The 24,474-nt window shown below is 33.5% G+C and carries 23 protein-coding genes and 1 tRNA gene; 16 read left to right on the forward strand and 8 right to left on the reverse strand.

The features are described from left to right. From FEDK69T_RS05735 to FEDK69T_RS05775, 9 genes are all read left to right on the forward strand, one after another. Nucleotides 1-1,662: a C45 family autoproteolytic acyltransferase/hydolase gene (locus tag FEDK69T_RS05735; protein WP_023573210.1), complete on the forward strand. Its 1,662-nt coding sequence runs from the start codon at nt 1-3 to the stop codon at nt 1,660-1,662. After that, nucleotides 1,662-2,951, forward strand: a complete 1,290-nt coding sequence (locus FEDK69T_RS05740; protein WP_035630244.1) for a phenylacetate--CoA ligase family protein — start codon at nt 1,662-1,664, stop codon at nt 2,949-2,951. Before FEDK69T_RS05735 ends, FEDK69T_RS05740 begins: the two co-directional genes overlap by 1 nt. A gap of 6 nt (nt 2,952-2,957) precedes the next feature. Then, nucleotides 2,958-3,034, forward strand: a tRNA-Ala gene (locus tag FEDK69T_RS05745). An 85-nt stretch (nt 3,035-3,119) separates the two neighbouring features. After that, on the forward strand, nt 3,120-4,001 hold the full coding sequence (locus FEDK69T_RS05750) for a hypothetical protein (RefSeq protein ID WP_023573212.1): 882 nt from the start codon (nt 3,120-3,122) through the stop codon (nt 3,999-4,001). A 147-nt stretch (nt 4,002-4,148) separates the two neighbouring features. Then, nucleotides 4,149-4,442, forward strand: coding sequence for a helix-turn-helix domain-containing protein (locus tag FEDK69T_RS05755; RefSeq protein ID WP_035630242.1), 294 nt, complete (start codon nt 4,149-4,151; stop codon nt 4,440-4,442). Beyond that, entirely contained in the window at nt 4,423-5,700 is a 1,278-nt protein-coding gene (locus tag FEDK69T_RS05760; protein WP_023573213.1) for a DUF3987 domain-containing protein, read from the forward strand. Before FEDK69T_RS05755 ends, FEDK69T_RS05760 begins: the two co-directional genes overlap by 20 nt. A gap of 81 nt (nt 5,701-5,781) precedes the next feature. Continuing rightward, nucleotides 5,782-6,993, forward strand: a complete 1,212-nt coding sequence (locus tag FEDK69T_RS05765) for a site-specific integrase (RefSeq protein WP_035630241.1) — start codon at nt 5,782-5,784, stop codon at nt 6,991-6,993. 108 nt (nt 6,994-7,101) lie between these two features. Further along, nucleotides 7,102-7,962 (forward strand): AAA family ATPase, encoded by an 861-nt coding sequence (locus tag FEDK69T_RS05770; RefSeq protein WP_023573215.1) that lies wholly within the window; start codon nt 7,102-7,104, stop codon nt 7,960-7,962. Next, complete coding sequence (locus tag FEDK69T_RS05775) at nt 7,931-8,995, forward strand: DUF3871 family protein (RefSeq protein WP_051385075.1); 1,065 nt, start codon at nt 7,931-7,933, stop codon at nt 8,993-8,995. The genes FEDK69T_RS05770 and FEDK69T_RS05775 overlap by 32 nt, the downstream gene beginning before the upstream one ends. A gap of 83 nt (nt 8,996-9,078) precedes the next feature. Here FEDK69T_RS05775 and FEDK69T_RS05780 read toward each other — a convergent pair whose 3' ends face one another. Then, the gene (locus tag FEDK69T_RS05780) at nt 9,079-11,964 is read right to left on the reverse strand and encodes a type I restriction endonuclease subunit R (RefSeq protein WP_035630239.1); all 2,886 of its coding nucleotides are present in this window, start codon (nt 11,962-11,964) and stop codon (nt 9,079-9,081) included. Between the two features lie 66 nt (nt 11,965-12,030). On the opposite strand from FEDK69T_RS05780, the gene FEDK69T_RS05785 reads away from it, so the two are divergent. Next, complete coding sequence (locus FEDK69T_RS05785) at nt 12,031-12,558, forward strand: hypothetical protein (protein WP_023573217.1); 528 nt, start codon at nt 12,031-12,033, stop codon at nt 12,556-12,558. An 82-nt stretch (nt 12,559-12,640) separates the two neighbouring features. Here the strand turns inward: FEDK69T_RS05785 and FEDK69T_RS05790 are convergent, their stop codons facing one another. The 6 genes from FEDK69T_RS05790 to FEDK69T_RS05815 form a co-directional block, all read right to left on the reverse strand. Further along, nucleotides 12,641-13,750, reverse strand: a complete 1,110-nt coding sequence (locus FEDK69T_RS05790; protein ID WP_023573218.1) for a DUF4268 domain-containing protein — start codon at nt 13,748-13,750, stop codon at nt 12,641-12,643. Between the two features lie 11 nt (nt 13,751-13,761). Beyond that, a complete protein-coding gene (locus tag FEDK69T_RS15395) occupies nt 13,762-15,003 on the reverse strand; it encodes a restriction endonuclease subunit S (protein ID WP_051385076.1) in 1,242 nt (413 codons plus the stop codon). Next, the gene (locus FEDK69T_RS05800) at nt 14,996-15,541 is read right to left on the reverse strand and encodes an MltR family transcriptional regulator (RefSeq protein WP_023573220.1); all 546 of its coding nucleotides are present in this window, start codon (nt 15,539-15,541) and stop codon (nt 14,996-14,998) included. Before FEDK69T_RS05800 ends, FEDK69T_RS15395 begins: the two co-directional genes overlap by 8 nt. A 2-nt stretch (nt 15,542-15,543) precedes the next feature. Beyond that, nucleotides 15,544-17,115, reverse strand: a complete 1,572-nt coding sequence (locus FEDK69T_RS05805; RefSeq protein ID WP_023573221.1) for a type I restriction-modification system subunit M — start codon at nt 17,113-17,115, stop codon at nt 15,544-15,546. Between the two features lie 264 nt (nt 17,116-17,379). Further along, nucleotides 17,380-17,877: a hypothetical protein gene (locus tag FEDK69T_RS05810; RefSeq protein WP_035630237.1), complete on the reverse strand. Its 498-nt coding sequence runs from the start codon at nt 17,875-17,877 to the stop codon at nt 17,380-17,382. Continuing rightward, on the reverse strand, nt 17,874-18,620 hold the full coding sequence (locus FEDK69T_RS05815; RefSeq protein WP_023573222.1) for a DUF3800 domain-containing protein: 747 nt from the start codon (nt 18,618-18,620) through the stop codon (nt 17,874-17,876). Before FEDK69T_RS05815 ends, FEDK69T_RS05810 begins: the two co-directional genes overlap by 4 nt. 321 nt (nt 18,621-18,941) lie before the next feature. Between FEDK69T_RS05815 and FEDK69T_RS05820 the strand changes: the two genes are divergently transcribed. The 5 genes from FEDK69T_RS05820 (at nt 18,942) to FEDK69T_RS05840 (ending at nt 21,924) form a co-directional block, all read left to right on the forward strand. Then, nucleotides 18,942-19,346: a hypothetical protein gene (locus FEDK69T_RS05820; protein ID WP_023573223.1), complete on the forward strand. Its 405-nt coding sequence runs from the start codon at nt 18,942-18,944 to the stop codon at nt 19,344-19,346. 57 nt (nt 19,347-19,403) lie between these two features. Continuing rightward, a complete protein-coding gene (locus FEDK69T_RS05825) occupies nt 19,404-19,841 on the forward strand; it encodes a JAB domain-containing protein (protein ID WP_035630337.1) in 438 nt (145 codons plus the stop codon). A 135-nt stretch (nt 19,842-19,976) separates the two neighbouring features. After that, nucleotides 19,977-20,645: a hypothetical protein gene (locus tag FEDK69T_RS05830; protein WP_035630235.1), complete on the forward strand. Its 669-nt coding sequence runs from the start codon at nt 19,977-19,979 to the stop codon at nt 20,643-20,645. Between the two features lie 39 nt (nt 20,646-20,684). Continuing rightward, the gene (locus FEDK69T_RS05835; RefSeq protein ID WP_023573226.1) at nt 20,685-21,260 is read left to right on the forward strand and encodes a hypothetical protein; all 576 of its coding nucleotides are present in this window, start codon (nt 20,685-20,687) and stop codon (nt 21,258-21,260) included. A gap of 37 nt (nt 21,261-21,297) precedes the next feature. Then, nucleotides 21,298-21,924 carry a hypothetical protein gene (locus FEDK69T_RS05840; protein ID WP_023573227.1) on the forward strand — a complete coding sequence of 209 codons (627 nt, stop codon included), beginning with the start codon at nt 21,298-21,300 and terminating at the stop codon, nt 21,922-21,924. Between the two features lie 551 nt (nt 21,925-22,475). Here FEDK69T_RS05840 and FEDK69T_RS05850 read toward each other — a convergent pair. After that, nucleotides 22,476-23,024, reverse strand: a complete 549-nt coding sequence (locus FEDK69T_RS05850; protein ID WP_035630231.1) for a hypothetical protein — start codon at nt 23,022-23,024, stop codon at nt 22,476-22,478. A 400-nt stretch (nt 23,025-23,424) separates the two neighbouring features. Between FEDK69T_RS05850 and FEDK69T_RS05855 the strand changes: the two genes are divergently transcribed. Then, on the forward strand, nt 23,425-24,402 hold the full coding sequence (locus FEDK69T_RS05855; protein ID WP_023573230.1) for a c-type cytochrome: 978 nt from the start codon (nt 23,425-23,427) through the stop codon (nt 24,400-24,402). The last annotated feature ends 72 nt before the right edge of the window (nt 24,403-24,474 follow it).

A 24,474-nucleotide genomic window follows, 5' to 3' on the forward strand; every position in this document is an offset into this window, starting at 1 on the left:
ATGAAAAAAAGGATTCAAATATTGCTTTTTATAGGGCTGGCTTTTTGCCTGTTTTCCTGTGGTACGTATAAGTCGGTTCATCACCAGCCCATTACTGAAGGATATAATCAGGAAAAACCGGTAGTGACAAAATATTCGGATACCCTTTTTTCTTCGGGAACCAATTATCTTATTAAGAACAAACAACAGCTTTGGGAATTGTATGTTTCCGGAGATGCACTTCAGCTTGGACTTATAAATGGTGCTCTTAGTGATACATTGATAAAAAAACAGGAACGTGTATTTTTCACCAAAATTAAAGATATCATTCCGTCTAAATTTAAGCAAAGAATATTGCGGAATTTTCTGAAATGGTACAATCGAAAATTGTATCTCAATGTTCCGGAAGAATACCAAACTGAAATTTATGGTGTTTCCCGATATAATTCTGACGATTACCAGTTTATCGCTCCCAATTATTTGCGTTCACTGTATCTTCATGCGGCCCATGATATCGGACATGCTTTGCAGGATTTGGCTTTGGTGGGATGTTCATCAATGGCTGCCTGGGGAGATAAAACCACTGATGGCGAATTGTTAATCGGAAGAAATTTCGATTTTTATGCAGGTGATGAATTTGCTCAGGATAAAATTGTCGCTTTTGTAAGGCCAGAAAAGGGTCATCCGTTTATGTCGGTTACCTGGGGAGGCATGATAGGAGTTGTTTCAGGCATGAATCTCGAAGGGTTAACTGTAACTATAAATTCAGGGAAATCGGAAATTCCTTTTGTCGCAAAAACACCTATTTCTATTGTGGCGAGAGAGATTTTGCAATATGCCTCAACTATCGATGAAGCGATTGCCATTGCTAAAAATAGAGCCGTTTTTGTGTCTGAATCCATAATGATAGGCAGTGCGCATGATAAAAAAGCGGTTTTGATAGAGGTTTCTCCTGAAAAATTTGGTGTTTATGAAGTAGTAAACAGTAACCAGTTGGTTTGCTCCAATCATTTTCAGAGTGATGCCTACCAATCAGACGAACGAAATAAGGAACATATTGTCGAAAGCCATTCCAAATACCGTTTCGATCGGATGCTGGAATTATTGGCCGAGAAAGACAAAATGGATCCCCAAAAAATGGCTGAAATACTTCGGAATACACAAGGGTTGAAAAATACTCAGCTAGGTTATGGCAATGAAAAATCGGTAAACCAGCTATTGACACATCACAGTGTTATTTTTAAGCCTGAAAGCAGAATGGCGTGGGTGTCATCAAATCCTTATCAATTGGGTGAATTTGTGGCCTATGATCTCAAAGCGATTTTCAGTAAAAAAGGGAATGATTTTATGGTTTTAGGGACAGATTCGGCTAACATTCCGAAAGACCCTTTTTTAAGCACAGCAGCTTATCGTAATTATGAAGAATTCAGGTGCCAGGACAGAGTTATTGATGAAGCCATTAAAGAAGATGTTAAGTTAAGCGCCGGTTTTATTAAAGACTATCAGAATAACAACCCTGATTTTTGGCGTGTGTACTTTAAAACGGGAAAATACTATTATGAAAAGGGATGGGATGCAGCTGCTAAAATAGAATTTGAAAAAGCCCTTGCCAAAGAAATTACAACTGTCCCAGATCGGTTACTTATAGAAGACTATCTGAGAAAAATAAATAATAAACGCTGATGATACCAGCAATAGAAAAAGCAACATCGCAGGAAATTAATGCGCTTCAGGAACAAAAGTTGCAGGAAACACTAGCGTATTTAAGTGAAAAATCACCTTATTACAAGGCGCTGTTCACTCGTGAAAAAATTAATATTAAGTCTGTAAAAACTATCAAAGATTTACAGCAGCTACCCACTACTTCTAAAACAGATCTTCAGGTAGATAATGAGGCCTTTTTTTGTGTGCCCATGCATGAAATTATAGACTATGCAACAACCTCCGGAACATTGGGCAGTCCGGTTACATTTGGTTTGACCGATAAGGATTTGGACCGATTGGCTTATAATGAAGCTATTTCGTTTGCTTGTGCCGGTATTCAAAAAGGGGATGTGGTGCAGTTGATGACAACGTTGGACAGAAGGTTTATGGCAGGTCTTGCGTATTTTCTGGGTTTGCGAAAACTGGGGGCAGGCATTATCAGGGTTGGAGCCGGCATACCCGAATTGCAATGGGATTCGATTCTGAAATACAAACCCAAGTATTTGATAGCTGTTCCTTCTTTTTTGTTGAAAATGATTGAATATGCCGAAAATAGAGGGATTGACTATAATGCTTCAAGCGTAAAAGGTGTGATTTGCATTGGTGAATCATTGCGCAATCAGGATTTTTCCCCTACGGTTTTAGCTGAAAAAATCACTTCAAAATGGGATCTGCAGTTGTTTTCGACTTATGCTTCAACGGAGATGAGTACCGCTTTTACGGAATGCGAGTATTTTCAGGGAGGGCATCAGCATCCGGAACTGATCATCACCGAAGTTTTAGATGATAACGACAACCCGGTAGCGGAAGGGGAAAGCGGAGAGTTGACCATTACGACTTTAGGTGTAGAGGCTATGCCGTTATTGCGTTTTAAAACGGGCGATATCGTTAAACTGCATACATCACCGTGTGCCTGCGGAAAAAATACACCACGGGTTGGTCCGGTAATTGGCCGCAAGCAACACATGATAAAATACAAAGGAACGACACTTTATCCGCCGGCCATGCATGATCTGCTGACTTATTTCGAAGGTGTTCAAAGCCATTTGATAGAGATTTCCTCCAACGAGCTTGGGACGGATGAGATTTTGATTCGTATAGCTTCTAATAATCCTTCAGAAGAATTGTTGAATCATATAAAAGATCATTTCAGGGCAAAGTTGCGCGTTTCGCCAAAAGTTGAATTTGTTGCAAAAGATATACTAAATAATATTATATTTGCACCAGAAAGCCGTAAACCTATAACTTTTATAGACAAGCGAGCTTAAAATATTGGGGATGTAGCTCAGTTGGCTAGAGTGCTTGACTGGCAGTCAAGAGGTCGTGGGTTCGAGCCCCATCTTCTCCACCAAGAAAAATAAGGCACTTACAGATTTACTGTAGGTGCTTTTTTATTTTCCCTGCAACATACCTGCAACATTTTGTATTTTTACTAAATGAAAAGCACTTTAGAGAATCCGTTATATTTTTTCGAAAGTATCAATGATGAGGTACGCATAAAAAAAATATTAGATTACAATCTTCATTTTTCCAACTATATATCTTACATCATAGAACTTCCAAATGATATATTTTATGAGGAAAGAGACGAATTTGGAAATGTTACAAAAGGAGTAACAACAGTAGAACGTGAATTAACTAGTCTACTGTTAAGGAAGCTTGAGGTTTCAAAAGAACTGATGAAAAACTCTTATATAAAAAATGAGCCACATCAAAATCGAAATTATTTAAATATTCAGTTCAATACCATACAAAATATTATATTCAAAAATGCCGATTTAATAAACAGATATCCTTGCCTTTTATTGCCACTAAGAGGGTTGGTAGAATTTATCAATGATATACTGCTGTATCCTGACATGGAAAAATTTGAGTTAAATGAAGATGGAATTCAATTTGAGCCCTCTTCAGATCAGCAAGGTTCATTTATACTCAAAACAGATAGAGAAATAATCCATGAGGTTTTGGATTATATGAAGGGTGAAAATGAAAAACGAGAAACAATCCTCAGTGCAGAAGATTTCAACCAACTTATGGAATATACAACATACCTAATTGAACAGGAACAAATTCCAGAAATCACAAAGCAGTTAAAACCAAAGTTACCGAATGAATTAATTCGGTTTACTTTCGCAGTTTTACATAGAGAACTTTACACTACAAAAAGGAAACGAGTATATTTCTATGATTTTATTAAATTAGTTTTTGAAAATTTTAAAAATACCAGTTTAAAATCTATCGAAAGCCAGTTTGGCACAAAACCAAGGATTTATCCACATTCTTTTATACCGGAAATAATAAAAAAACACATAGAATAATTGCGTTTTTAAGCATCTACATTATTTCTACAAAATTTGTATTCTTCTACAAATTAAAAACTTCCTCTACAATACTTCTAATTTAATCTTTGCCTCTGAAAACCTGAACCTGCAAGTGTAAAAAATCAGGTTCATAAAAGAAGAAAGATGAATGTATTAAAATCAGAAAAAAATCTTCACACGGTTCAAATAATATCCCAAAAAGAGATATTGAGCTTCAAAGAAGCTTTGGTTTACTTAGATGTTTCGAAGTCATTTTTATACAAGTTAACTTCAAAAAGAATAATAGTGTTTACCAAACCAAATGGGGGTAAAATTTATTTTCAGAAGAAAGATTTGGATAATTGGATGTTACAGAATTCATCAAATTGTGAACAAGAGTTAGAGGGTGAAATTTCAAACCATTTAAGAAGAAATTACAATGGAAAGAAGATCGATTAGTGAAGAAGTGTACAGTAAGCTTCCAGCTGAGCTTCAGGAGCTTACTAAATATTTTGGAGGGAGAGAAAAAGATATCGTTTTGTTGTCAAGCTTAACAGTATTAAGTAATTGTTTCCCGAATGTTTATGGGGTCTATGATGGGAATAATGTTTATCCACATTTGTATCTTGTTATTATTGCTCCTGCGGCTTCAGGTAAAGGGGTGATGAATAAATCGAGAATACTTATTGAAAAGATTCATGATAAAGTTTTTAAGGATACTTTGCAAAAATTTAAAGAATATGAAAATCGAAAAAAGGTAGCAAAGGAAAAGGTTAGTGAAGAATATCCTGTAGTAATTGTGAAAATTTTGCCTGCAAATATTAGCACATCCGAGATGTACTCTTTTTTGGATTGTAGTAATCATGGGTTGATTATTATAGAATCAGAGGCAGATACAATCAGCATTATGTTGAAGAATGATTGGAGTAATTACTCAGATGTACTTCGGAAAGCCTTCCATCATGAACCAATATCTATTAGTAGGAAAATTGATAAGCTTTTCAAATATATAAAAGAGCCAAAATTAGCTGTGTTAATTTCAGGAACTCCAGATCAATTGCAGCCTCTTATTAAGTCTAAAGAGAACGGATTGTACTCCAGATTTATGGTCTATAATTTTGATGAAATTAGTCCATTTTTTAAAGATGTTTTTTCACAAGAAACAACAGAGGTCCAGTTGGCTTTTGAAAACATGGGAATGAGAATTTTTGATCTTTATTATAAACTTATTAGACTTCAAAAGCCAATAGAATTTTTATTTACAGAAAATCAAAAAAAAATGTTTAAGGAGAAAATGGATATAATTAGAAATGATGTAATTGTGAATCATTCACCAGGGTTTGTTTCTATTGTTCATAGACATGGGCTTATGTTATATCGGTTAGCTATGATATTGACTGTTTTAAGAGGAACGGAAGATATTCACGAAAAGGAAAAGGTTTTTTGCGATGATATAGATTTCGCAGTTGCATTTGAGTTAATGGAAATCGTGTTGGGACATAGTCAATATACCTATAATACAATTGAAACATGTGGCTTATCTAGTCAGGATGAAGAAATCTTAGATCAATTGAAAGACACTTTTACAAGAAAAGAGGCTGTTGAAGTTGGAGAAAAAATGGGCATACTTCAAAGGACAATTGACGATAAGTTAGTCCAGTTTCGAAATAAGCGATTCATTAAAAAAATCAAAAGAGGAGAGTTTAAAAAATTATAATGTAACTCTGTAATTACTGTAATTACTGTAATACAGCCTCAATTCTGGGGCAGTTTTATTCACTATTAAAGTATTAGAATTATGATAAAGGCAACAATAAAAATGGTGCTTGATGGGAAACCTTTGTCTAATGGTAACCATGCAATATACCTTAGAATATTGAAAGATAGAGAACAGAAGAAAATTAGTGTGGGCTTACAATGTCAAGCAAAATGTTTCGTGAACGAAACATTCACAAAACAGCATCCGAACTACCAATTAGAGAATGAAATGCTTTTGAAGTTAAAGTCAAGAGCTTTAGAAATCATTCGTGAATCTCAAATAACACAGACTGACTTTACATTAGATGAATTCGAAAAGCTTTTTCGAGGAGTAAAGAAAGAGCGAGAAGTAAATGTGGTAGACTTCTTTGATGAAATTATTGGCGAGATGAATAGTGCAGGAAGGATTAGTAATGCAAAGGCATATCAAAGCACGAGAGATTCAATAATTAAATTCAAAGGGAAGAAACTTAAATTTAAGGATATAACTCCTGCTTTTTTGGAAAAATATGAAGTTTTTCTAAAACAGAATGGCAATCAAAATGGGGGAGTTGCCTTTAAAATGAGAGAACTTAAAGCTTTATTTAATAAGGCTAGAAGTAGAAAACTGATACCGAAGGAACCTTATCCTTTTGAAGAGTACAAAGTTTCAAAATTAAAATCTAATATATCTAAAAGAGCTTTAACTGTTGAAGAGTTTAAGAAAATTAGAGATATGGATTTGAGTAAACATCCGCATTTAATGGACGCTTACAACTATTTCATGTTTTCAATATATACACGGGGAATGAATTTTAAGGATATGATGACTTTAAAATGGATGGATATTCGAAATAATAGAATCTATTATACGCGGTCAAAAACAAAAGGGAGATTCAATATAGAGATTATAGAAAATGTTCAAAATATTTTAGTCTTTTACAAAGGCCAAAATAGACCAACACAGTATGTGTTTCCAATTCTTTTGCAAGAACAGTTAACGCCAAATCAAATTCATAACAGAAAACAAAAAGTATTGAAAGCGTATAATTTAGGGCTCAAAGAAATTGCTAAAATAGCTGGTGTTGAAACTAAATTGACCTCGTACGTTGCCAGACATAGTTTTGCAACGATTTTGAAAATGAAAGGAACTTCTATAGAAAAGATCTCGGAAATGATGGGGCATGCAGATGTGAGCGTTACGATGAATTATCTAAAAGAGTTTTCAAATGAAGATTTGGACAGAGAAAACAGAAAGTTTATTGATTTATAATCTCTAAAAAAATCGGATTGCTAAGGTTAAGTTCATATTGAAGTTAACCTTTTTTATTTTAAATCATTAAGAATCATAAGAAAAATACATAATTAACAGTCAAAATTTATGGAATTAAAAAAATCAGAAAGAAGTAAAGCCAAGATAAAAATGGCACTTCAGGGACCAAGTGGGTCAGGTAAAACAATGAGTGCTTTATTATTAGCACAAGGGCTCACAGATGGCAACTTAAGTAAAGTAGCTATTATTGACACAGAAACAGGCAGTTCAAACCTGTACTCTCATTTAGGAAGCTATAATGTATTGAATTTAGACAATCCACATTCACCTGAAAGATATATTCAGGCTATTGATGTTTGTATTAATGCTGGAATGGAAGTTATTATTTTAGATTCCATTAGCCACGCTTGGGATTATCTACTTGATTATCATTCCTCGCTTCCTGGTAACTCGTTTACTAACTGGGCTAAAATTACTCCTATGCAGAAAGCATTTGTGGATAAGATTCTGCAGAGTAATGTTCATATCATTGCCACCATGAGGGTAAAACAAGATTATGTGCTAAGTGAAAGGAATGGTAAAATGGTGCCTGAAAAAGTAGGTTTGAAAGCTATTCAGAGGGATGAGATAAGCTATGAGTTTACTATTGTATTTGATGTTGACAGTAAGCATTATGCTGTTTCCTCAAAAGACAGAACACTTTTGTTTGAGGGAAAACCTCAATTTATCATAAATTCTCAAACTGGAAAGCGCATTTTGGAATGGTGTAATAGCACTATGACAAAAGCTGAGTTAAAGCAGAAGGTAACTGAATGTAATAACATGCAGGAGCTAACAGAACTGTTTAATGCAAATCCAGATTTGGCAAAAACCATTGAACATGATTTTGTTGAAAAGAGAAATTTACTTAAACAATTAACCTCAAATATTACATCCAATGGAAATGGTGCTTACTCCAATAAACAATAGGGTTCAGAAAAATTCGCAATTACCAGGAGCACTCGAAAGTTATGAGCTTAATAAAATGGCTTCCATAGATTTGCATAATTCTGGTGCTCCTGGTTTGAACGAATTAAATAAAAACAAGGCTAAGTCTTCTTTTATTGAGGCGAACTGTGTATCAGTTTCAATATCACATCTTAGAGATGAATGCATCACTCCAGTTTTTACGAAGTGTAATTCTGTTACAATTAGTCATTATGACTTTATACAAGCAGTAACAGAGTGTGTTTCTGATTTCTACAAAGGTGAAACTGTTTTAAGTCCTGAAATTAGAGTTTCACATAAAATCCTTGGGCGTATTCAGGAAGCATTGAATAAACCTATAACAGAACTCCTGCCTCATGAACAAACCGTTTTTTGGGAAAGGGTAGCATTTTGCATTGAAATCCCTAGCATTACAATGAATGTAGGAGGAAACAATTTATCTTTAGTTGTAGGCGGTGTCCGATCATTCCATAATCAAAATCTTTACGGTAAGAAAACCGTAGAGCGATTTAAGATTTTCACTGGATTCATTAATAATGTTTGTACAAACACATGTGTTTCAACTGATGGAATTTTATTAGATGTCAGGGTAATCAATCTGGAAGAGTTAAAACCACATATTTACCGACTTCTTAACTCATATAACATGAGTGCTCATCTAAAGCAAATGAATGACTTAGAGCAACTTTATTTAACTCAAAATCAGTTTTGTCAATTGATAGGTAAAAGCAGGCTTTATCAACATTTGTCGAAAGAACTAAAATCAGGTATTCCTGAAATGATGTTTAACGATAGTCAAGTAAATGCGATGGCAAAAGCTTATTTGGACGATGAGAATTTCAAATGTAATGCAAACGGCGAAATCAACTTGTGGAAGCTTTTTAATTTATATACCGGAGCAAATAAAAGCAGCTATATCGACTCCTTTTTGGAGCGCTCAGAAAACGCATTCAGTTTTACAACTGGAATAGCTAAAGCCATCAATGGAGATAGTTCTTACCGTTGGTATTTTTGAGTTGACAATCCCAGCCTCATTTGAGGTTGGGAATTGTTTTTTCATTTTCTCATTAAAAAACACACAACCTTCTAAATTACTAATTAAATGCCTGCAATTCCATTTATAAATGTGTCGACAAAACCTAATATCCTGCTTAGGATTCGGTCTCCCAGTTTCTTCCTTAGCAATATGGTTGGTTTTTCACCTTCAATCAATTCCAGAATTTCGTCTCGCAAAGGCTCACGTTCCGAAAACAAATAGTTTTCAATGAGTTTTTCGGTTTTCTCCTGAGATAGATTTTCTTCTTTTACCAGTTGATGAAATGCCTTTTGCTGTTCCTTACTCCAAAACTTATCAAACTCCTGTGTAATATCATCGGTATCATCTATAATTGGAAGATTCTCTTTGATAAATTTTTCTATCAGCTCTCGTTTGCTTCGTAAATCAGCTTCGGTGTTCAGTAAGTTGAAAATTTCCTTTTCTGCTTTTGAAGTATCACCTTTTGTATTAGCTTTTAACTTAATTAGGAGCTGGACAATGTAGTTTACATTGATATCGTCACGGTGTATTAGTTCCAATTCAAAATCCACATCTTCCAGAATGGAAACTTTTTCCTTCTGGTGTTCCGATTTCACTTTGTCGTAAAGGTCTAGGTATTTGCTTTTATAATCTTCAAATTGTTGTTCCTCCATTGCCAAATCTGACCAATCAAAATCAGCAAAGGAGTTAATGACATTCTTTAATCGCATTAAATCCCTGAAAGCTTTGATAAATGCCAACTCATCATCTTCTGTTCGTAAGTCATTTACGCTGTCAACCGTTGGTGTTAGCTTTATCAGCTCTTCATAAGCATCATTGAATTTCTGGGTATAATCCTCATAAGGCTTCATGATGATTACATCAATGGCGTCTTTATTTGAGAAAAGCGTTATAGCTTCGTCTGTGGCGTTTTTTAGGTTTCGAAACACCACAATGTTTCCTTGAGACTTTTGTTCGTTTAAAACCCTGTTTGTGCGTGAATATGCTTGAATTAATCCATGGTATTTTAGGTTCTTGTCAACGTATAAAGTACTTAGTGTTGGGCTGTCAAATCCTGTCAGGAACATATTTACCACCAATAAAATATCAATCTTTCTTTCCTTGACTTTTTTGGATATGTCATTATAGTAATTGTAGAAGCTTTCACTGTCTTTGGTTGAAAATTTAGTGTCGTATATCTGATTATAATGGTCAATGAATTCATCCAATTTCTCCCGGCTGTGAGCCTGTAGACCGTATAATGCTCTTGGCGGTTCTTCTACCACTGAAAGTTCCTCAGGTAAAAAACCATTTGCATCCGAATCATCTTCATTTGCTGAATAACTGAAAATGGTCGCAATGTTGAGGTTGTGCTCACCAGCCAGTTTCTTACTGTGGAAAATATCATAATACTTTATAAGTGTTTCCACACTCGACACGCAAAACATGCCCGTAAACTCTCTGTTGTGCGTTTTACGGCTGTGGTTATCTATGATGTAATCAGCTATTTTCCTTAATCGTTTCTGATCTTCCATCAACTCTTTGGTGTCGATGTCTTCCACTTCAATATCAACTTCGGTGGCTCTGTCAGCTTTTTGTCTGTACCGACCAACATATTCCACTGAAAACTTCAATACGTTTTCGTCTTTGATGGCGTCCGTAATCACGTATTTATGAAGACAATCACCAAACAGTTCCGAAGTGGTTCTTCTGCCTAGCTCATTCTTTACGGAGTTGTCAGCAAAGATCGGAGTTCCTGTGAATCCGAACATTTGGATATTGTTGAAGAATGATTTGATTCTGTTGTGGGTTTCTCCAAACTGACTACGGTGACACTCATCAAATATGAATACTATTCGCTCGTTTTTAAGCTTATCCATTTTGTCCAAATACTGCTTCTTACTTATTGCTGTATTTAGCTTTTGAATAGTGGTTACAATCAATTTGGTATCATCAGCAAACTGATTGACCAGTGCTTTAGTGTTGTCTGTTCCATCAATGCTTCCTTTACTGAAACTGTTGAATTCTTTGGTGGTTTGGTAATCCAAATCTTTTCTGTCAACCACAAATACCACTTTTTTGACCTGTGGCAAATTCATGATGATTTGACTGGCTTTAAAAGAAGTAAGCGTTTTTCCTGAACCTGTGGTGTGCCAGATATATCCGTTTCTGGTGCTGTTTTTTACTCGGTCTATTAAAGCTTCAACGGCATAATACTGATAAGGTCTCAGAACCATAGGGATTTTGTAAGTCTCGTTCAGAACGATGTACTTACATATCATTTTCGATATATGGCATGGTTCTAGAAACTCACTGGTAAATCCGTTTAGGATATTGGTTAATCGTTTGTTTTCTTTGTCAGTCCAGTAGAAAGTCTGTTTGAAAGATTGGTTTCTATTGTTGGCGTAATACTTTGTATTAACACCATTACTGATTACGAATATCTGAATATATTGGAATAGAGCCGAATTGTGACCAAAAGAATGTCTTTGGTAACGGTTGATTTGGTTGAAAGCTTCTTTTAGCTCTAAACCTCTTCTTTTTAGCTCTATTTGTACCATAGGCAGACCGTTTATCAGTAAGGTTACATCATAGCGGTTTTTGTATTTGCCTTCAATGGTTACTTGGTGCGTAACCTGAAATTGGTTCTGGCACCAGTGTTCGGTGTTTATGAACTCAAAATATAAGTTGTCACCATTATCTCTAACGATGTGTTGTTTTTCCCGAAGATTTTTGGCTTTTTCAAAGACCGAACCTTTGTTGAGAATATTTAATACCCTTTCAAATTCAGTTGCTGAAAATTTTGCATTACTTGTATTTAGAAGCGCTTGTCGATTGTGAATTTCTAATTGGTGTTTCAGGTTGGCAACAAGTTCTGTTTCGTCTTTTAACAGTACCAAACCATAACCCAACTTTTGAAGTTGACCTACCAATTGTTCTTCTAATGCTGCTTCGGGTTGTTTTGCCATATTTAAAAACAATACTTTTGTCTTTTAATTAATTGCAGTAAATTTGAGTATTAAATCTAAAAAGACATGAAATACAAATTAACACTTCTTTTTTTCATATTTATAAATTCTATAGCTATAAGTCAAAATTTATCAAACTTAGATGTTAAATATGGTTTTAACAAATTTAAACTTGAATCATCTTACACTTTGCATAAGAATAATCTTTCTTATAAAACAACAGATAATAATGTCAAATATTATGAATATATCGGGAAAGATATAAAAAGTGTTTTTGGTGTTAAAATTGATGAGATATGGCTTGGGTATTATAAGAATCGGTTATACACTATTTCAATTGATTTTGGTGCAATTAGCGATAGTGAAAGCCAAAATATAATTAAAGAATTAAAAAAAATGTTTGGGTATCAAGAGTTAATTACAAATTCTGAAGGTGAAACTTATAAATATGAATGGGCAATTGCTTGGGAAACGCAAAAAACATACTTGCAAGCAAATAGAATGTCTTGCTCTTTTCAATTTAAACCTTGTGCTGTAAGTATTTTTGTTAATTCTAAAAAAATAGAAACAGAAATATTAAACAGTAAATTTTAATATTTATTATTTAAAACTGACAGTCTCATTAATTTTCATTAATGGAAGTAAATTGCGATAGACAAAGGTTGTTTTGCCATTACTATCTTATTTTCTCAAAATATGGATTAACAGCATTGTAGAATCTAAACATTGCATCTGAATACCAATTAATTAAATCGTCCCAATACAATTCATCGCTAAACTTTCCTTCAAGCTTACTTACCTGCTCTTTAGTCATATCAAATCTTATACGTGAAGCTTTTTTGTTTTCTAATCTCTCCCACTCAATCTTACCTTCAAAAGAGCCTTCAATAGCCTCTTTGTATTTTGCCATAGAATCGATAGTTTCTTTTGTTATATCATTCGAGAAATAAAGCTCAACTCTAAATGTTTGTCTTCCGATACAAAAACCATAATATCCACTACCTTTTGTGAATCCAATACTGTAACTTGGTTTTGGAGATATCCGTTCCAAGAAGTTAATATTTCTTTCGGCTAATTTGGTTTTTAACAAACTCCAGAATTTAACCAGTCTGATTTCTGATTCTTCCACAGTTTTACTTTTGTCGCTTTCTTCTTTTTGTTTTTCTTTAGCGTCAATCATGAATTCTGCGGTCTCCGGCAGTGGAATAATCTGCTCTATTTGAAGAAATAAATCTTCACCCATCGAATAAGGTGTTGCTCTGAAGCACTTAATTTGTATGTCATGTTTTATAAGCCATAAAACCGTTGATGTAACTTCTTTACGATAGTTGTTTGCAACAAAAATTATTCGTTGGTCATTTCTGTTTAGCAGAAGTTCATCTTCACTAATTTCTAAAAAATCAAGCAGATTTTGTTTTGCATCATCACCATTTTGCCATTTATCTAAATAGGCTTGATACATTTTGATGATTTGAGAATTTGTTAATGTTGAGCAATAAGAAGTATATTTTAGAGCTTGCCATGCAACATTTCTTCCTGTGTCATCCAGTTTGTTTTCAATGATAACCAAACCACCATCCTTGTCAATCGCTAACAAATCTAATCTTTCGTTGGTATCGTTGAAGCCATCAAATTCTTTTTGTATAATTAATAAATCTTCACCGAGCATTTCGGGATTTTTGGCAATCCATTCTTGTAAATGGTCTCTTTCCCTTATGTTAAGTTCTTTAAATAGCCTTTCATCAAGCTTTTCTACATTATTGCTGGTTTTGTTTATTTTATACATGATCTATTTTTTTAAACAAACATCTGTTGTAACAATCCTTTTTTCCAAATCTCCGTTTTCTCAATTTGTGATTGGCAATGATTGATTTTATCATCAATGGACGATAGAAAGTTAGCGATTTTAGTTTGTTCTTCGTGACAAGGAATTTGAATATTCATTTCCTTTATATGGCTATAATACAAATGAACAATTGTACTGCCTTGCGCATAACTCGCTATTTCTTCTTTTTTGTGATTTGATAAATAATATGCATAAAAAATATTATTAATATTTTCATTTGAACGCAACACTGTAATGTCACCGCCTAATAGAACATCTGCTTTATTTAATGCAGTTACATTTGCTAAATCAATACCTGTTGTAGTAGTTGAACTCGGAATTAACAAATCGCCAATTTTAGATTTAATCCCATCATTTTCATTTGTTTTGCTTACTATGTCAAAAATAACTTCTTTATACTTTGTATAAAGTTCACCATATAAAACACAATCAAATTTGCCATTAGCGTCTATCTTATTCTTGGAGATACCTTTTCCTTTTTCAGAATAAAACACTTCGCCCAACATCTTCTCTTCCCAAACAGGAAAATCATTTTTATTATCATCTTTAAAGCGAATTTGCTGTGAGAAAATTTGTTGCATTACGCCTTTCTTGTACTGCTCCAAAAGAGTTTTCTTTTGCTTTAAAATTTGCAGTTTTTTATCTACGGAAGTTAGGAAGTTGGCTATTTTGGTTTGTTCTGGGAGAGCTGGGAAATGTAAAGAAATCCCTCTAATGCTTTGGAAATTTAATCCCTCCCGACCACTACCAGTTTGTAGGCTTGTAAAAATGTTTTGCCCTTTTACTGATGCAAATATTGGTTGAACAAATGCGGGGTCATTTTTTTTGTCCAGTCTGATGATACATACATGTTGATTAACATTCCCTATATTAAAATCTTTAGGAACAACACAACTTCTTCCTAGTGAAGCTCCAGTTATATTCAATAAAATATCATTAGCGATGACCACACTGTTTTTCATAGTGTTATTTGTGGCTTCGGTTATGTATGTTGAATTTTCAAAGGATAATTTATTATCTAATACATTTTGACTTCTAATAAATAAAACACCGTTTTCTACATAAACAGATTCTCCTCCTAATGGGGTTTTTCCGCTATTTACTTTTTCTGCTATATCACCAATTTTTTTCTTTTCCCATTTACTGTTAAACTCAGGAAAGCGCAATTTTGGTACTGAAAAATCTTTACTCATGCGATTCCTTTAATTTACGTTTTTCCCCTTTAGCGATTGAAGCTATTCCGCTTAAATGAGAAACTAGTGTATTTATATTAACTTTAAAAATGTCTTTGGCAGTTGCAATTTCTGGCGTTTTCATCATCATCGATGCTTCATGCCATTTTAATTCTTTGCACAATTTTATTATAAAATCATCTTCAAACGAAATATCGGTTTTATGAGCAAATTTGTTCCTGATTTGAGTCACTTTTTCTAAATCTTGCATTACTGTTTTGTCTATAAATCCCAAGCTATAGATCATGCATATTTTTGAATTAGCAGTGCCTAATACACCGCTGTAACTTAATAACCTGTCGACTGTTTTCGAATCACTTGGAAAAAAACTTTCCAAAATATTCAAAAGCAAATCTTCAATATAAGCCAATCCGACAATAACTATTGCTCTATCATTATCTTCAGAATTAAATTGGTTGTGAAAAATCGAAAGATTATCAAATATTTCAAAGTACCTATCAAGTTCTTTTCCTTGTAATATACGTCCTTTACTTTCCATGATTAAAAAGGTGTTGAGATTTTCAATTGTTTGCAGAAATCTGCAATTGTTTTATCGATAGCTTCAATATTGGTATCCAAAGCCTTTATTTCCTTGGCGATGGCATTTATATCAATACTTTCTTCGGTTTCAAACGTATCTATATAACGAGGTATATTAAGATTGTAATCGTTATTGGCAACTTCCTGTAATGTGGCTCTTTTACTGTATTTTTCTTCTTCGGTGCGGTTTCGGTAGGTTGAAATAATCTTATTTATATGTTCCTCACGCATGGTGTTTTGGGTTTTCACCTTATCAAAATGCTGGCTGGCATCAATAAACAAAATGTCTTCTGGGTGTTCTTTACACTTTTTAAATACCAATATGCAGGTTGGAATACTTGTGCCGTAAAAGATATTAGCTGGTAAACCAATCACTGCATCCAGATAGTTGCGGTTTTCAATCAGGTATTTACGAATGTGTTGTTCAGCACCACCACGAAACAATACTCCATGAGGCAATACAATAGCCATAGTTCCATTTTCTGCTAAATGATGAATCATGTGTTGCACAAAAGCAAAATCGGCTTTACTGGCTGGTGCTAGTTTGCCATATTGCGAAAACCTATCATCAGTTGTAAACAAAGGGTTGGCGCTCCATTGAGCAGAAAATGGAGGATTGGCAACAATAGCTTCAAATTGTTTGTCTAAATGCTGTGGATGCTCTAAAGTGTTTTCCTGTTTAATATCAAACTTGCGATAATGAACACCGTGCAAAATCATGTTCATTCGGGCTAAGTTGTAAGTCGTACGGTTCATTTCCTGACCGTAAAAGTTACTCACTTCTTTTACTTCCTTTGCCACACGAAGTAAAAGTGAACCAGAACCACAAGTAGGGTCATATACAGATTTCAGTTTTTCTTTTCCAGTAGCTACAATTTTAGCAAGCACAATACTAACTTCTTGAGGAGTATAGAATTCGCCTGCTTTTTTACCAGCACCACTGGCAAACTGACCAATCAGATATTCATAAGCATCACCCAATACATCCAATTCAGTATGCTCTAACTTGAAGTCGATGTTGTCTAAGTGTGCCAATACTTTGGCAATGATTTCATTTCTGGCTTCTGGGGTTTTGCCCAGTTTGGTACTGTTTAAATCCATGTCTTCAAACAGGTGGTCAAAATCCTCCTCGCTATCAGTACCCATGGTACTCAATTGGATATTGTTTAAGATTTTTTGTATGTCCTCCAGAATAAAGTTGCTCACGCCATCAACATCACTATTACCCCGTTTGGCAACTTCGCTGAAGAGTTCTTCAGGTTTCAGAAAATAACCCAGCTTTTCCAATGCTTCTTCCTTAACCGCTTCTATGATTTCCAAAGTCGTTTCATCCGAACCAGTAAGCTTCCTAAATTTGATGTTATCCTGTTTTAAAATTTCGTTGGCGAAAATTTCCATCTTTTCAGCCAAGTATTTATAGAAAATAAACCCAAGGATATAATCACGAAATTCATCGGCATTCATCTTACCTCTCAAGGTATTGGCTATATTCCAAAGCTGTTGTTCGAGCTGTTTTTTCTGGTCTTCTGACATTTTTTTTGGCTTATTTTTGTTTCGACAATTAGTCGCTTTTTATTTTATTTTAAATAAATTTTACCTCCTTTAAAGGATGGATTAAACTTTTTTCACTACATTTACTTAATGTAACACCTTAGTATTGTTGGTGTTCCGGAGGAATTGAAAATATATGTTAAAAAGTATTTGTATTAAATTTTACTTTTATACATTTGCACCAGCTCAGTAACCAAACATTTAGTGTTGTAAGCGTTAAAGGAGTATAGAAACCGTTTAGTAACCCTAAGCGGTTTTGGCTTTTATATACTCTGCATATTCTTTTAATAATTTCTTCTTGGAATGACTTTGCTGGATATAGTATGCAGTCCAAAAAAGATTAAATCCTTTTCTTTCTGTCATAACTACTAAATACCCTTGTGTTTCATTAAAGATTAATACACGAGTGTCTCTCCCTCTTTGATTTTTCCAAATAAGAAGTTCGTCATGAGGACAATTTACCATCATAAATTCAGGGAATCGAATTCTTTCCATTCTATCAAAATCCGGCAATCGATTGCTTTCATCTTCGCCCTCATGCGTAATATGATAAAAGGTTCTATGTATACCATCTACCTCAGGGTGTTTTTGGGCAGTTACATGAACTCCTAAAAAATAAGTTTTGTTTTTTATAAAGTGACTTTCAAAAATTTCGTAAACTGCCGCAAAATAGGGTTTAAAATCACCTCCGTAATGTTGAAGCAATTCTAGGTCTGGAAAAGTTAAGGGTACTGTACTACTCATAAATTTGCAAGATTTGATGGTACCCATAGATAAATATTGAATTTTTTTTCTTTGATTAAAGTTGATTTAAGCAACGAATATCTTGATCGATGTCTGATGTGTTCGATCAACTCCATTTTAGCCTCGCTTGTATTTAAACCACGATTTATATAAGAAATAGCGCCCGTAAACAAATCCGCTAATTGAACTAATTCGATTTCATGAGAACGAACCTGCTGTACTTTTTTAATGATTTCTTTAGAGTAATCATATTTGTCATTCCTCAGTACTTTCTCTAATTTATGAACCTTTTCCCGGCTTTTTGTGTCTTTAATGTCAATAAAAATATTGTGTGCATATTCGGGGTTCAGTATAACTTTAAGCATACTGAAATACATTTTATAATAAAAAGAATCATGCGTGTGTCCATAAGACTCATAATCAACATTTTCTTTGTCAGGCACTACTAAAACTCTGAAACTTAAGTCGTCATCATCAAAGAAAAAATCAATTAATTCTTTATAAAAAGAGAGTTTGCTCTTAGATACCTTGTTCCATTTTATTTCATAAATAGGTCTATTTTGTTTTTTATCCTTGATATATTTAGGAAATAGCTTGTGTTTTTTCTTAATCTCTGCTATGCGTAAGAAAATCTCGTCTTTTTTGGCAGCGGGACAATATACAGCTCCTAATGCCATATTTGACTGCTTATCATTTTGCAAATGGCAACTTTCGTCACAATATATATTAATATTTTCCTTCATGTATTACCTGTTTGGAATGTGCATAATCAATGACTTTACATGATTATGTATGTATTCAAATGAATAATGCGTAAATATAAAACAAGTTTTCTAAACTCATAAGGTCACATTTTTTTTAAAAAAAAATTAACTGTCAATTTCTCAAGAACACCCCACCTGCACAAAACACCCCACGCTCCCTGAAGCCTTTACAAGACCCGCACCCCATTCACAGCGACTTGAAAAAATTACCAGCAGAAAAAGATAAGTGATAGCATCTTTTGAATGGTCTTGGTTTTTATGTCATGTTGTTAACTTTTTATAAACTCAAAAAATCAAGAAATGGTACGAATTGTAAACTATCAGCAAAGACAAGCAGAGGATGGCAGAACATTCTTTTTATTGGAACTTCAGGGAGGAATTGAAATGGTAAAATCCCAAGAAACAGGAAAATTTTATGTAACAGCTAGGAAAGCTGTTATTCCTTCAACTTTTGATGAAGTGACCTGCAAGGCTCTTATTGGGACAGAATTACCAGGAGCAGTAGAAAAGGTGGAATGTGAACCTTACGATTACACAATCAGGGATACGGGTGAAGTTATTACAATTTCGCATCGCTTTGAGTACGTAGAGCAAGAAAAGGCTATTACTCATAGGGTTGAGAAAAGTAATGTCACTCTTGATTACTTTATGGAAAATGTACCGTCAGGAAACAGTTTTTCCACAAATGGAGCTTTAGCTCATTAAAGTCTAACTATGTTCAGGGTCTGTCTTAACCAGGCTCTGAACATTTATTTTTTAGCTATGGAAAATATAATTGCAGAGATACAAGTATCATATAGGACCAGGATCAGTAAAAAAGAAAAGGTTACTTCAAATCAAAAAGCTTATGATATTTTCTTGTGCTCCTGGTCTATGCAAACTTTAGAACTACAAGAAGAGTTTAAAGTGCTGCTTTTAAATAGAGCTAATGAAGTACTCGGTATTTATCCTTTATCCAAAGGTGGTACTTCGGGAACAATAGTAGATGTCAAATTGCTTTTTGCTGTTGCTCTTAAATGTAATGCTTCAGGAATAATTATCTGTCATAACCATCCTTCAGGAAATTGCAAACCCAGCCAAAATGATATTGCTTTAACCAAGAAAGTAAAGAGTGGTGCTGAGTTGCTGGATATTCAGTTTGTAGATCATCTTATCATAACAAAAGACAATTTCTACAGCTTTTCTTCTGAAGGATTTTAAATATAAAAGCGTAAGTGTCTTAATATCCTGCTTTAAAAAGCTTAATTTTAAACTTAAAAATTCTTAAGATTAATATTAATAGCTTTTTTAGTTTTTGAAATTATAACTTGCTAACATAATTATATTTTTAATCAAATGTCGAAATTTCCTGATTGGGCACATAGAAGTAAGTACTTGGATATCTTTATTATTGATGAGTTGAAACCTACAGCAGAGTACATTCCAACAAAGGAGGAATATATTCAATGGGTGTTAAAGCACAAGCATTTGTATATGTTTCAGAAAATCACAGGACAAAAAATATCATGGCCATTAAGGAATGTATTTGAAGACTTAGAGGGATTTATCAAATATTGGGAAAATGACGACGATTATGAATCGTTAATTAGTAAATACAAAGTACTGAATCTTAAAAATGAAAAAGAAGTACTGGAATGGTTACTCGAAGGAGAGTGTTTAACAAAAGATGAACTTTTCTTTTCGCTTATTGACTATCATACAGAAGAAAAATATGTACTAGATGGAAAAATTATCTTAAGCAAAGAGTTTGATTTAAAAATAGAGCTTAACGATTTTAAATTACAAATCGAATTTTTCAATTTGTATTACCCCTTATACTATTTTTATTTGGATAAGTATGAATGTGAGTTTAAGGAGATTGTAAGAAACATGAATCAGTCATTTCGTAACAGGGATTTTCTTTCAGACTGGGCAACTGTTAATCTAGATAAGATTAGAGAAGCCGGATATGAAGTGGGTATTGCAGAAGACACTGATTCTGAAAACAACAATGTCCCTTTTTAAATTTAAAAAGTTCTAGCAATAAAATAGAGAATTAAGAATATGGAGACTCAAAAAAATAATGAAAATGGCAAAGAAAATGATAAAGAATTTAAGGAAAGTTCTTTTGCAAAAGGATTCACTATTATTATAGGAATACTAGTAGTAATTTTGTTAATATGGTCATTTGGTTACCTTATCATGAAAAAGATTAATGAATCATCAAGTGAATTGATCTCATTATATATAGCTCTTATATCATTGTACGGATTTATAATTATGAGCGTTATAAAACACATAAACTTAAATTCGGACAAGGAGGATTCCGAAAAAATTAGTTTATTTCCCGGTATAAAATCAAAAGAAGATGCGATTATTATTAGCTTAATTCTAATTTTTGGAATTCCAATTCTTGTATTAGGTATAGCTGCTGTGTCTTTTTTACTAAATTTATGGTATTACCTTATTGCCACATACATACTTGGTGTGTTGTTTTTATATATAATATCTGGTAAAAATATATTTTTTAAGATATTGGCCTTTCTGCTGGTTCTTTCTTCACTTTATTTTGGGTTTAAAGCTAGAGAGATAATCCAATTTAAATTTCAAGTTATATATGAAGATGAGAGAATTCTTTAAAATATTATTATGATTAAATGTGATTAAATGTGATTAAATGACAGAAAACTTTACAATCAATGTTATTTGGAAGAAAGATAGGATTGATTATGTCTTAAATTTAAATAGCTTTTCAAAAGATGTTTTTGAGACGTACTCTTATAATACGCGAAAGAGTAATGAGAATAAAATAGTTTTCTCAATAAGAAATCTTGGTAAAATGCTTATAAAGAAGTGTGCTAAAGCCTTAATTATTATGTTAATTAAATTCCTTTTTGTCTACATTTTTATAGAGTTAAAGGTTGAATTAATTCCGCAAGTTTTGTTGATTTCACTTTTATTAGATGTGTTTTCAATTATTAGAATACCATTTACAACAGTGAGTAGTGTGATTTTTAATCAAGATTCTAAGCGTCGTGAAATTATTATACAAACTATTTTTCCAATTTTTTCTGATTCTCTACTTGTGACAAGCCCAGAAAGACCTATTAGTAGAATTGTATTTAGTCAAAAGAATGATTATACTTACGTGACTTTTAGGCGAAAACAAAATGATGTTATTCCTGAAACTGCTCCAATTTTGGTTATTAATTCAAATGATAAAGAACAGTTGTTGGAGACAGAAAATTTTCTCAAATCTTTTATTGATGGAATTGAGGGCGATATCTCCATTGTAAAGTTATAATGGTTTGTAGTGTTTATAAAAATTTGAATTTTATAAAAAAAAAACGCCACCTAGAGGATGGTTTTTTATTTGTAGAGGTAAATAAAAAAATTGTTTTTACAGGAATTACAGGAATTACAGGAATTACAGGAATTACAGTCTTACATTAAAAAATGAGTTAACAATTATTTGTCTACAACATTCCTTCAACAAATTATTTAAGGAATGAAATAAAATGAAAATCAATGAAATCAGCATAACTAGTAATTTGTTTAATTTCAATGGATTGAATGAGGATGAAGAAAAATGAAAGCTGTTTTTATTTTGACTGGCAGTCAAGAGGTCGTGGGTTCGAGCCCCATCTTCTCTACAAAAAGAAGTTAGTCCTGATAGTTTTCTTTCGGGACTTTTTTTATGTTCTTAATTTTAGGCAGGAGTTTGATTTTATTGGATCAGTTGTATCTTCAGGATCTTCTTTAATCTTTTTTGGTGAAGTAACAAATCAACAACTTGGTCTGAAGAGATCTTCAAGTATTTCTGGAAGAATTAAAATCATATTTCAAATTTGAAGGCTAGTTTGGTGTATAAAGATCAAATTGACTATAAGGATTCAAACTACCATCTAAAAATTTGTTTAGAATTTTTTCATCTAACGAATACGGAATACCAATCCATTTCATTATTCCATTTTTATCTATCAGAATAACTAACGGTAAAAATATGCTTCCGTCTTTGTTACCAAATCCTCTTTGTGTCCTCTTGGTTTTGTCAATAACGGCTATAGTTTTAAATTCATTATTTTTAAGGTAACTTTTTAGATAGGTTACCGCGTCAGCAGGAGTCATCGATATAAAACACAAATCTTTCCGTTGCATTTTTTCTTGCAATGAGTTTATTTCTTTGATATAGTCAACTTTTTTATTGCCAAAAAATTGAGATGTATTGCTGGGGTCCCAAAATAAAAGCACAATATTTTTTCCTTCAAGGATAGTATCTTTTGGTTTGTTGGTTATCCAATCTGAAATATAAATTTTTCTTGCTTTGGAACCTGCTTTCAAATGTTCTTGCGAAAAAAGAAAATTCGAAAACAGTACGAATAGTAGTAATGTTTTTATTTTCATGATTCTTGAATTGTCTGTAGTGTAAACATGTAAGAGTGCATTTTGTTTCTTTAGGTCGATCATAGATTATGAGAAAAAAATACTTTTTGAATTAGTAAATATATAGGAAAAAATTTATAAATACTAAGTTTTTTCGATACGAATTGAATTGATTAAAATTTCTAAAGTATTGAAAATAATGTGTTTGAGGTTTTTTATTCTGCTTGGCTTCTTATACCTACACTTTCTGAAAATTTTCCCGAAGTGGCTTTCTTTTTTATTCTTCAACCTTACCAAATAATCCGATGAAGTTTATCGGAAATTTCATAAAATTTCATTAATTTTAAACACCTGTAAATGGACCGTTTATAGTGCCCCTGTCTTAGATCCGATGAATTTGTTTAAACTAAATTAGGGTACTATGAGTGTATTAAAAAAGGTATTATTAGGTTTCGCATTGCTTTTAATCGTTGTGGTTTTCTCGGCAATGCTGTATATGAAAATGGCACTTCCCGATGTAGGTGATGCCCCTGCCATGAAAGTGGTAGCTACCCCCGAAAAAATTGAACGAGGGAGATATCTGGCCAACCACGTTACTATATGTATCGATTGTCATTCCAAAAGAGATTGGTCAAAATTTTCAGGGCCTATTGTGCCTGGCAGTATTGGGATGGGGGGTGAGTTGTTCGATCAGAAATTTGGTTTTCCGGGGTCGTATTATTCCAAAAACATTACGCCTTCGGGAATCAGTGATTATACAGATGGAGAGCTATACCGTGCCATTACAACGGGCGTCAACAAAAAAGGAGAAGCTATGTTTCCGGTGATGCCTTTTCATAATTACGGAAAATTGGATCCCGAAGATGTTAAGGCAATCATTGCTTACGTCCGCACCTTAGCGCCAATCGAAAATAAAATCCCGGAATCGTCCTCCGACTTCCCTATGAATTTCATCATTAATACTATTCCGCAAAAAGCGAAACCTTCCAAAATTCCGGATCCAAGCAATACTCTGGCTTATGGAAATTATTTAGCTACGGCAGCTTCCTGTGTCGACTGTCATACGCAATTTGAGAAAGGGGAATTTGTTGCCGGTATGGAATTCGCCGGTGGAAGGGAATTTCCTTTTCCGGATGGTTCTGTAGTGCGTTCCGCTAATATTACTCCCCACGCGTCAGGAATGGGCCAATGGTCAAAAGAGAGTTTTATCGCTATGTTTAAAGCACGTGAAGATATTTCAAAAAATCCGGCAGGGATCAAGCCTGGGGAATATAATTCCATAATGCCCTGGACTATGTTTGCAGGCATGAAAAACGAAGATCTTGCTGCTATTTATGATTATTTGAAAACATTAAAACCTATTGATAATAAAGTTGAAAAATTTACAAAAGGAGGGTGATTTCTTTGTTATGTAGTTTTGATAAAATAGACTAGGATAGGATTGTCAGGAAATAAAAACACGAAAAGCCAG

It is taken from the genome of Flavobacterium enshiense DK69, assembly GCF_000498495.1.
GTDB lineage: Bacteria > Bacteroidota > Bacteroidia > Flavobacteriales > Flavobacteriaceae > Flavobacterium > Flavobacterium enshiense.

What these genes read in the sequence shown, in the direction of transcription:
- FEDK69T_RS05830 (WP_035630235.1), top strand. Translation starts at nt 19,977, where the DNA reads ATGTCGAAATTTCCTGATTGGGCACATAGAAGTAAGTACTTGGATATC.
- FEDK69T_RS05790 (WP_023573218.1), bottom strand. Translation starts at nt 13,750, where the DNA reads ATGTATAAAATAAACAAAACCAGCAATAATGTAGAAAAGCTTGATGAA.
- FEDK69T_RS05755 (WP_035630242.1), top strand. Translation starts at nt 4,149, where the DNA reads ATGAATGTATTAAAATCAGAAAAAAATCTTCACACGGTTCAAATAATA.
- FEDK69T_RS05800 (WP_023573220.1), bottom strand. Translation starts at nt 15,541, where the DNA reads ATGGAAAGTAAAGGACGTATATTACAAGGAAAAGAACTTGATAGGTAC.
- FEDK69T_RS05825 (WP_035630337.1), top strand. Translation starts at nt 19,404, where the DNA reads ATGGAAAATATAATTGCAGAGATACAAGTATCATATAGGACCAGGATC.
- FEDK69T_RS05850 (WP_035630231.1), bottom strand. Translation starts at nt 23,024, where the DNA reads ATGAAAATAAAAACATTACTACTATTCGTACTGTTTTCGAATTTTCTT.
- FEDK69T_RS05740 (WP_035630244.1), top strand. Translation starts at nt 1,662, where the DNA reads ATGATACCAGCAATAGAAAAAGCAACATCGCAGGAAATTAATGCGCTT.
- FEDK69T_RS05750 (WP_023573212.1), top strand. Translation starts at nt 3,120, where the DNA reads ATGAAAAGCACTTTAGAGAATCCGTTATATTTTTTCGAAAGTATCAAT.
- FEDK69T_RS05760 (WP_023573213.1), top strand. Translation starts at nt 4,423, where the DNA reads ATGGAAAGAAGATCGATTAGTGAAGAAGTGTACAGTAAGCTTCCAGCT.
- FEDK69T_RS05770 (WP_023573215.1), top strand. Translation starts at nt 7,102, where the DNA reads ATGGAATTAAAAAAATCAGAAAGAAGTAAAGCCAAGATAAAAATGGCA.
- FEDK69T_RS15395 (WP_051385076.1), bottom strand. Translation starts at nt 15,003, where the DNA reads ATGAGTAAAGATTTTTCAGTACCAAAATTGCGCTTTCCTGAGTTTAAC.
- FEDK69T_RS05840 (WP_023573227.1), top strand. Translation starts at nt 21,298, where the DNA reads ATGACAGAAAACTTTACAATCAATGTTATTTGGAAGAAAGATAGGATT.
- FEDK69T_RS05805 (WP_023573221.1), bottom strand. Translation starts at nt 17,115, where the DNA reads ATGTCAGAAGACCAGAAAAAACAGCTCGAACAACAGCTTTGGAATATA.
- FEDK69T_RS05775 (WP_051385075.1), top strand. Translation starts at nt 7,931, where the DNA reads ATGGAAATGGTGCTTACTCCAATAAACAATAGGGTTCAGAAAAATTCG.
- FEDK69T_RS05810 (WP_035630237.1), bottom strand. Translation starts at nt 17,877, where the DNA reads ATGAGTAGTACAGTACCCTTAACTTTTCCAGACCTAGAATTGCTTCAA.
- FEDK69T_RS05765 (WP_035630241.1), top strand. Translation starts at nt 5,782, where the DNA reads ATGATAAAGGCAACAATAAAAATGGTGCTTGATGGGAAACCTTTGTCT.
- FEDK69T_RS05835 (WP_023573226.1), top strand. Translation starts at nt 20,685, where the DNA reads ATGGAGACTCAAAAAAATAATGAAAATGGCAAAGAAAATGATAAAGAA.
- FEDK69T_RS05820 (WP_023573223.1), top strand. Translation starts at nt 18,942, where the DNA reads ATGGTACGAATTGTAAACTATCAGCAAAGACAAGCAGAGGATGGCAGA.
- FEDK69T_RS05785 (WP_023573217.1), top strand. Translation starts at nt 12,031, where the DNA reads ATGAAATACAAATTAACACTTCTTTTTTTCATATTTATAAATTCTATA.
- FEDK69T_RS05855 (WP_023573230.1), top strand. Translation starts at nt 23,425, where the DNA reads ATGAGTGTATTAAAAAAGGTATTATTAGGTTTCGCATTGCTTTTAATC.
- FEDK69T_RS05780 (WP_035630239.1), bottom strand. Translation starts at nt 11,964, where the DNA reads ATGGCAAAACAACCCGAAGCAGCATTAGAAGAACAATTGGTAGGTCAA.
- FEDK69T_RS05735 (WP_023573210.1), top strand. Translation starts at nt 1, where the DNA reads ATGAAAAAAAGGATTCAAATATTGCTTTTTATAGGGCTGGCTTTTTGC.
- FEDK69T_RS05815 (WP_023573222.1), bottom strand. Translation starts at nt 18,620, where the DNA reads ATGAAGGAAAATATTAATATATATTGTGACGAAAGTTGCCATTTGCAA.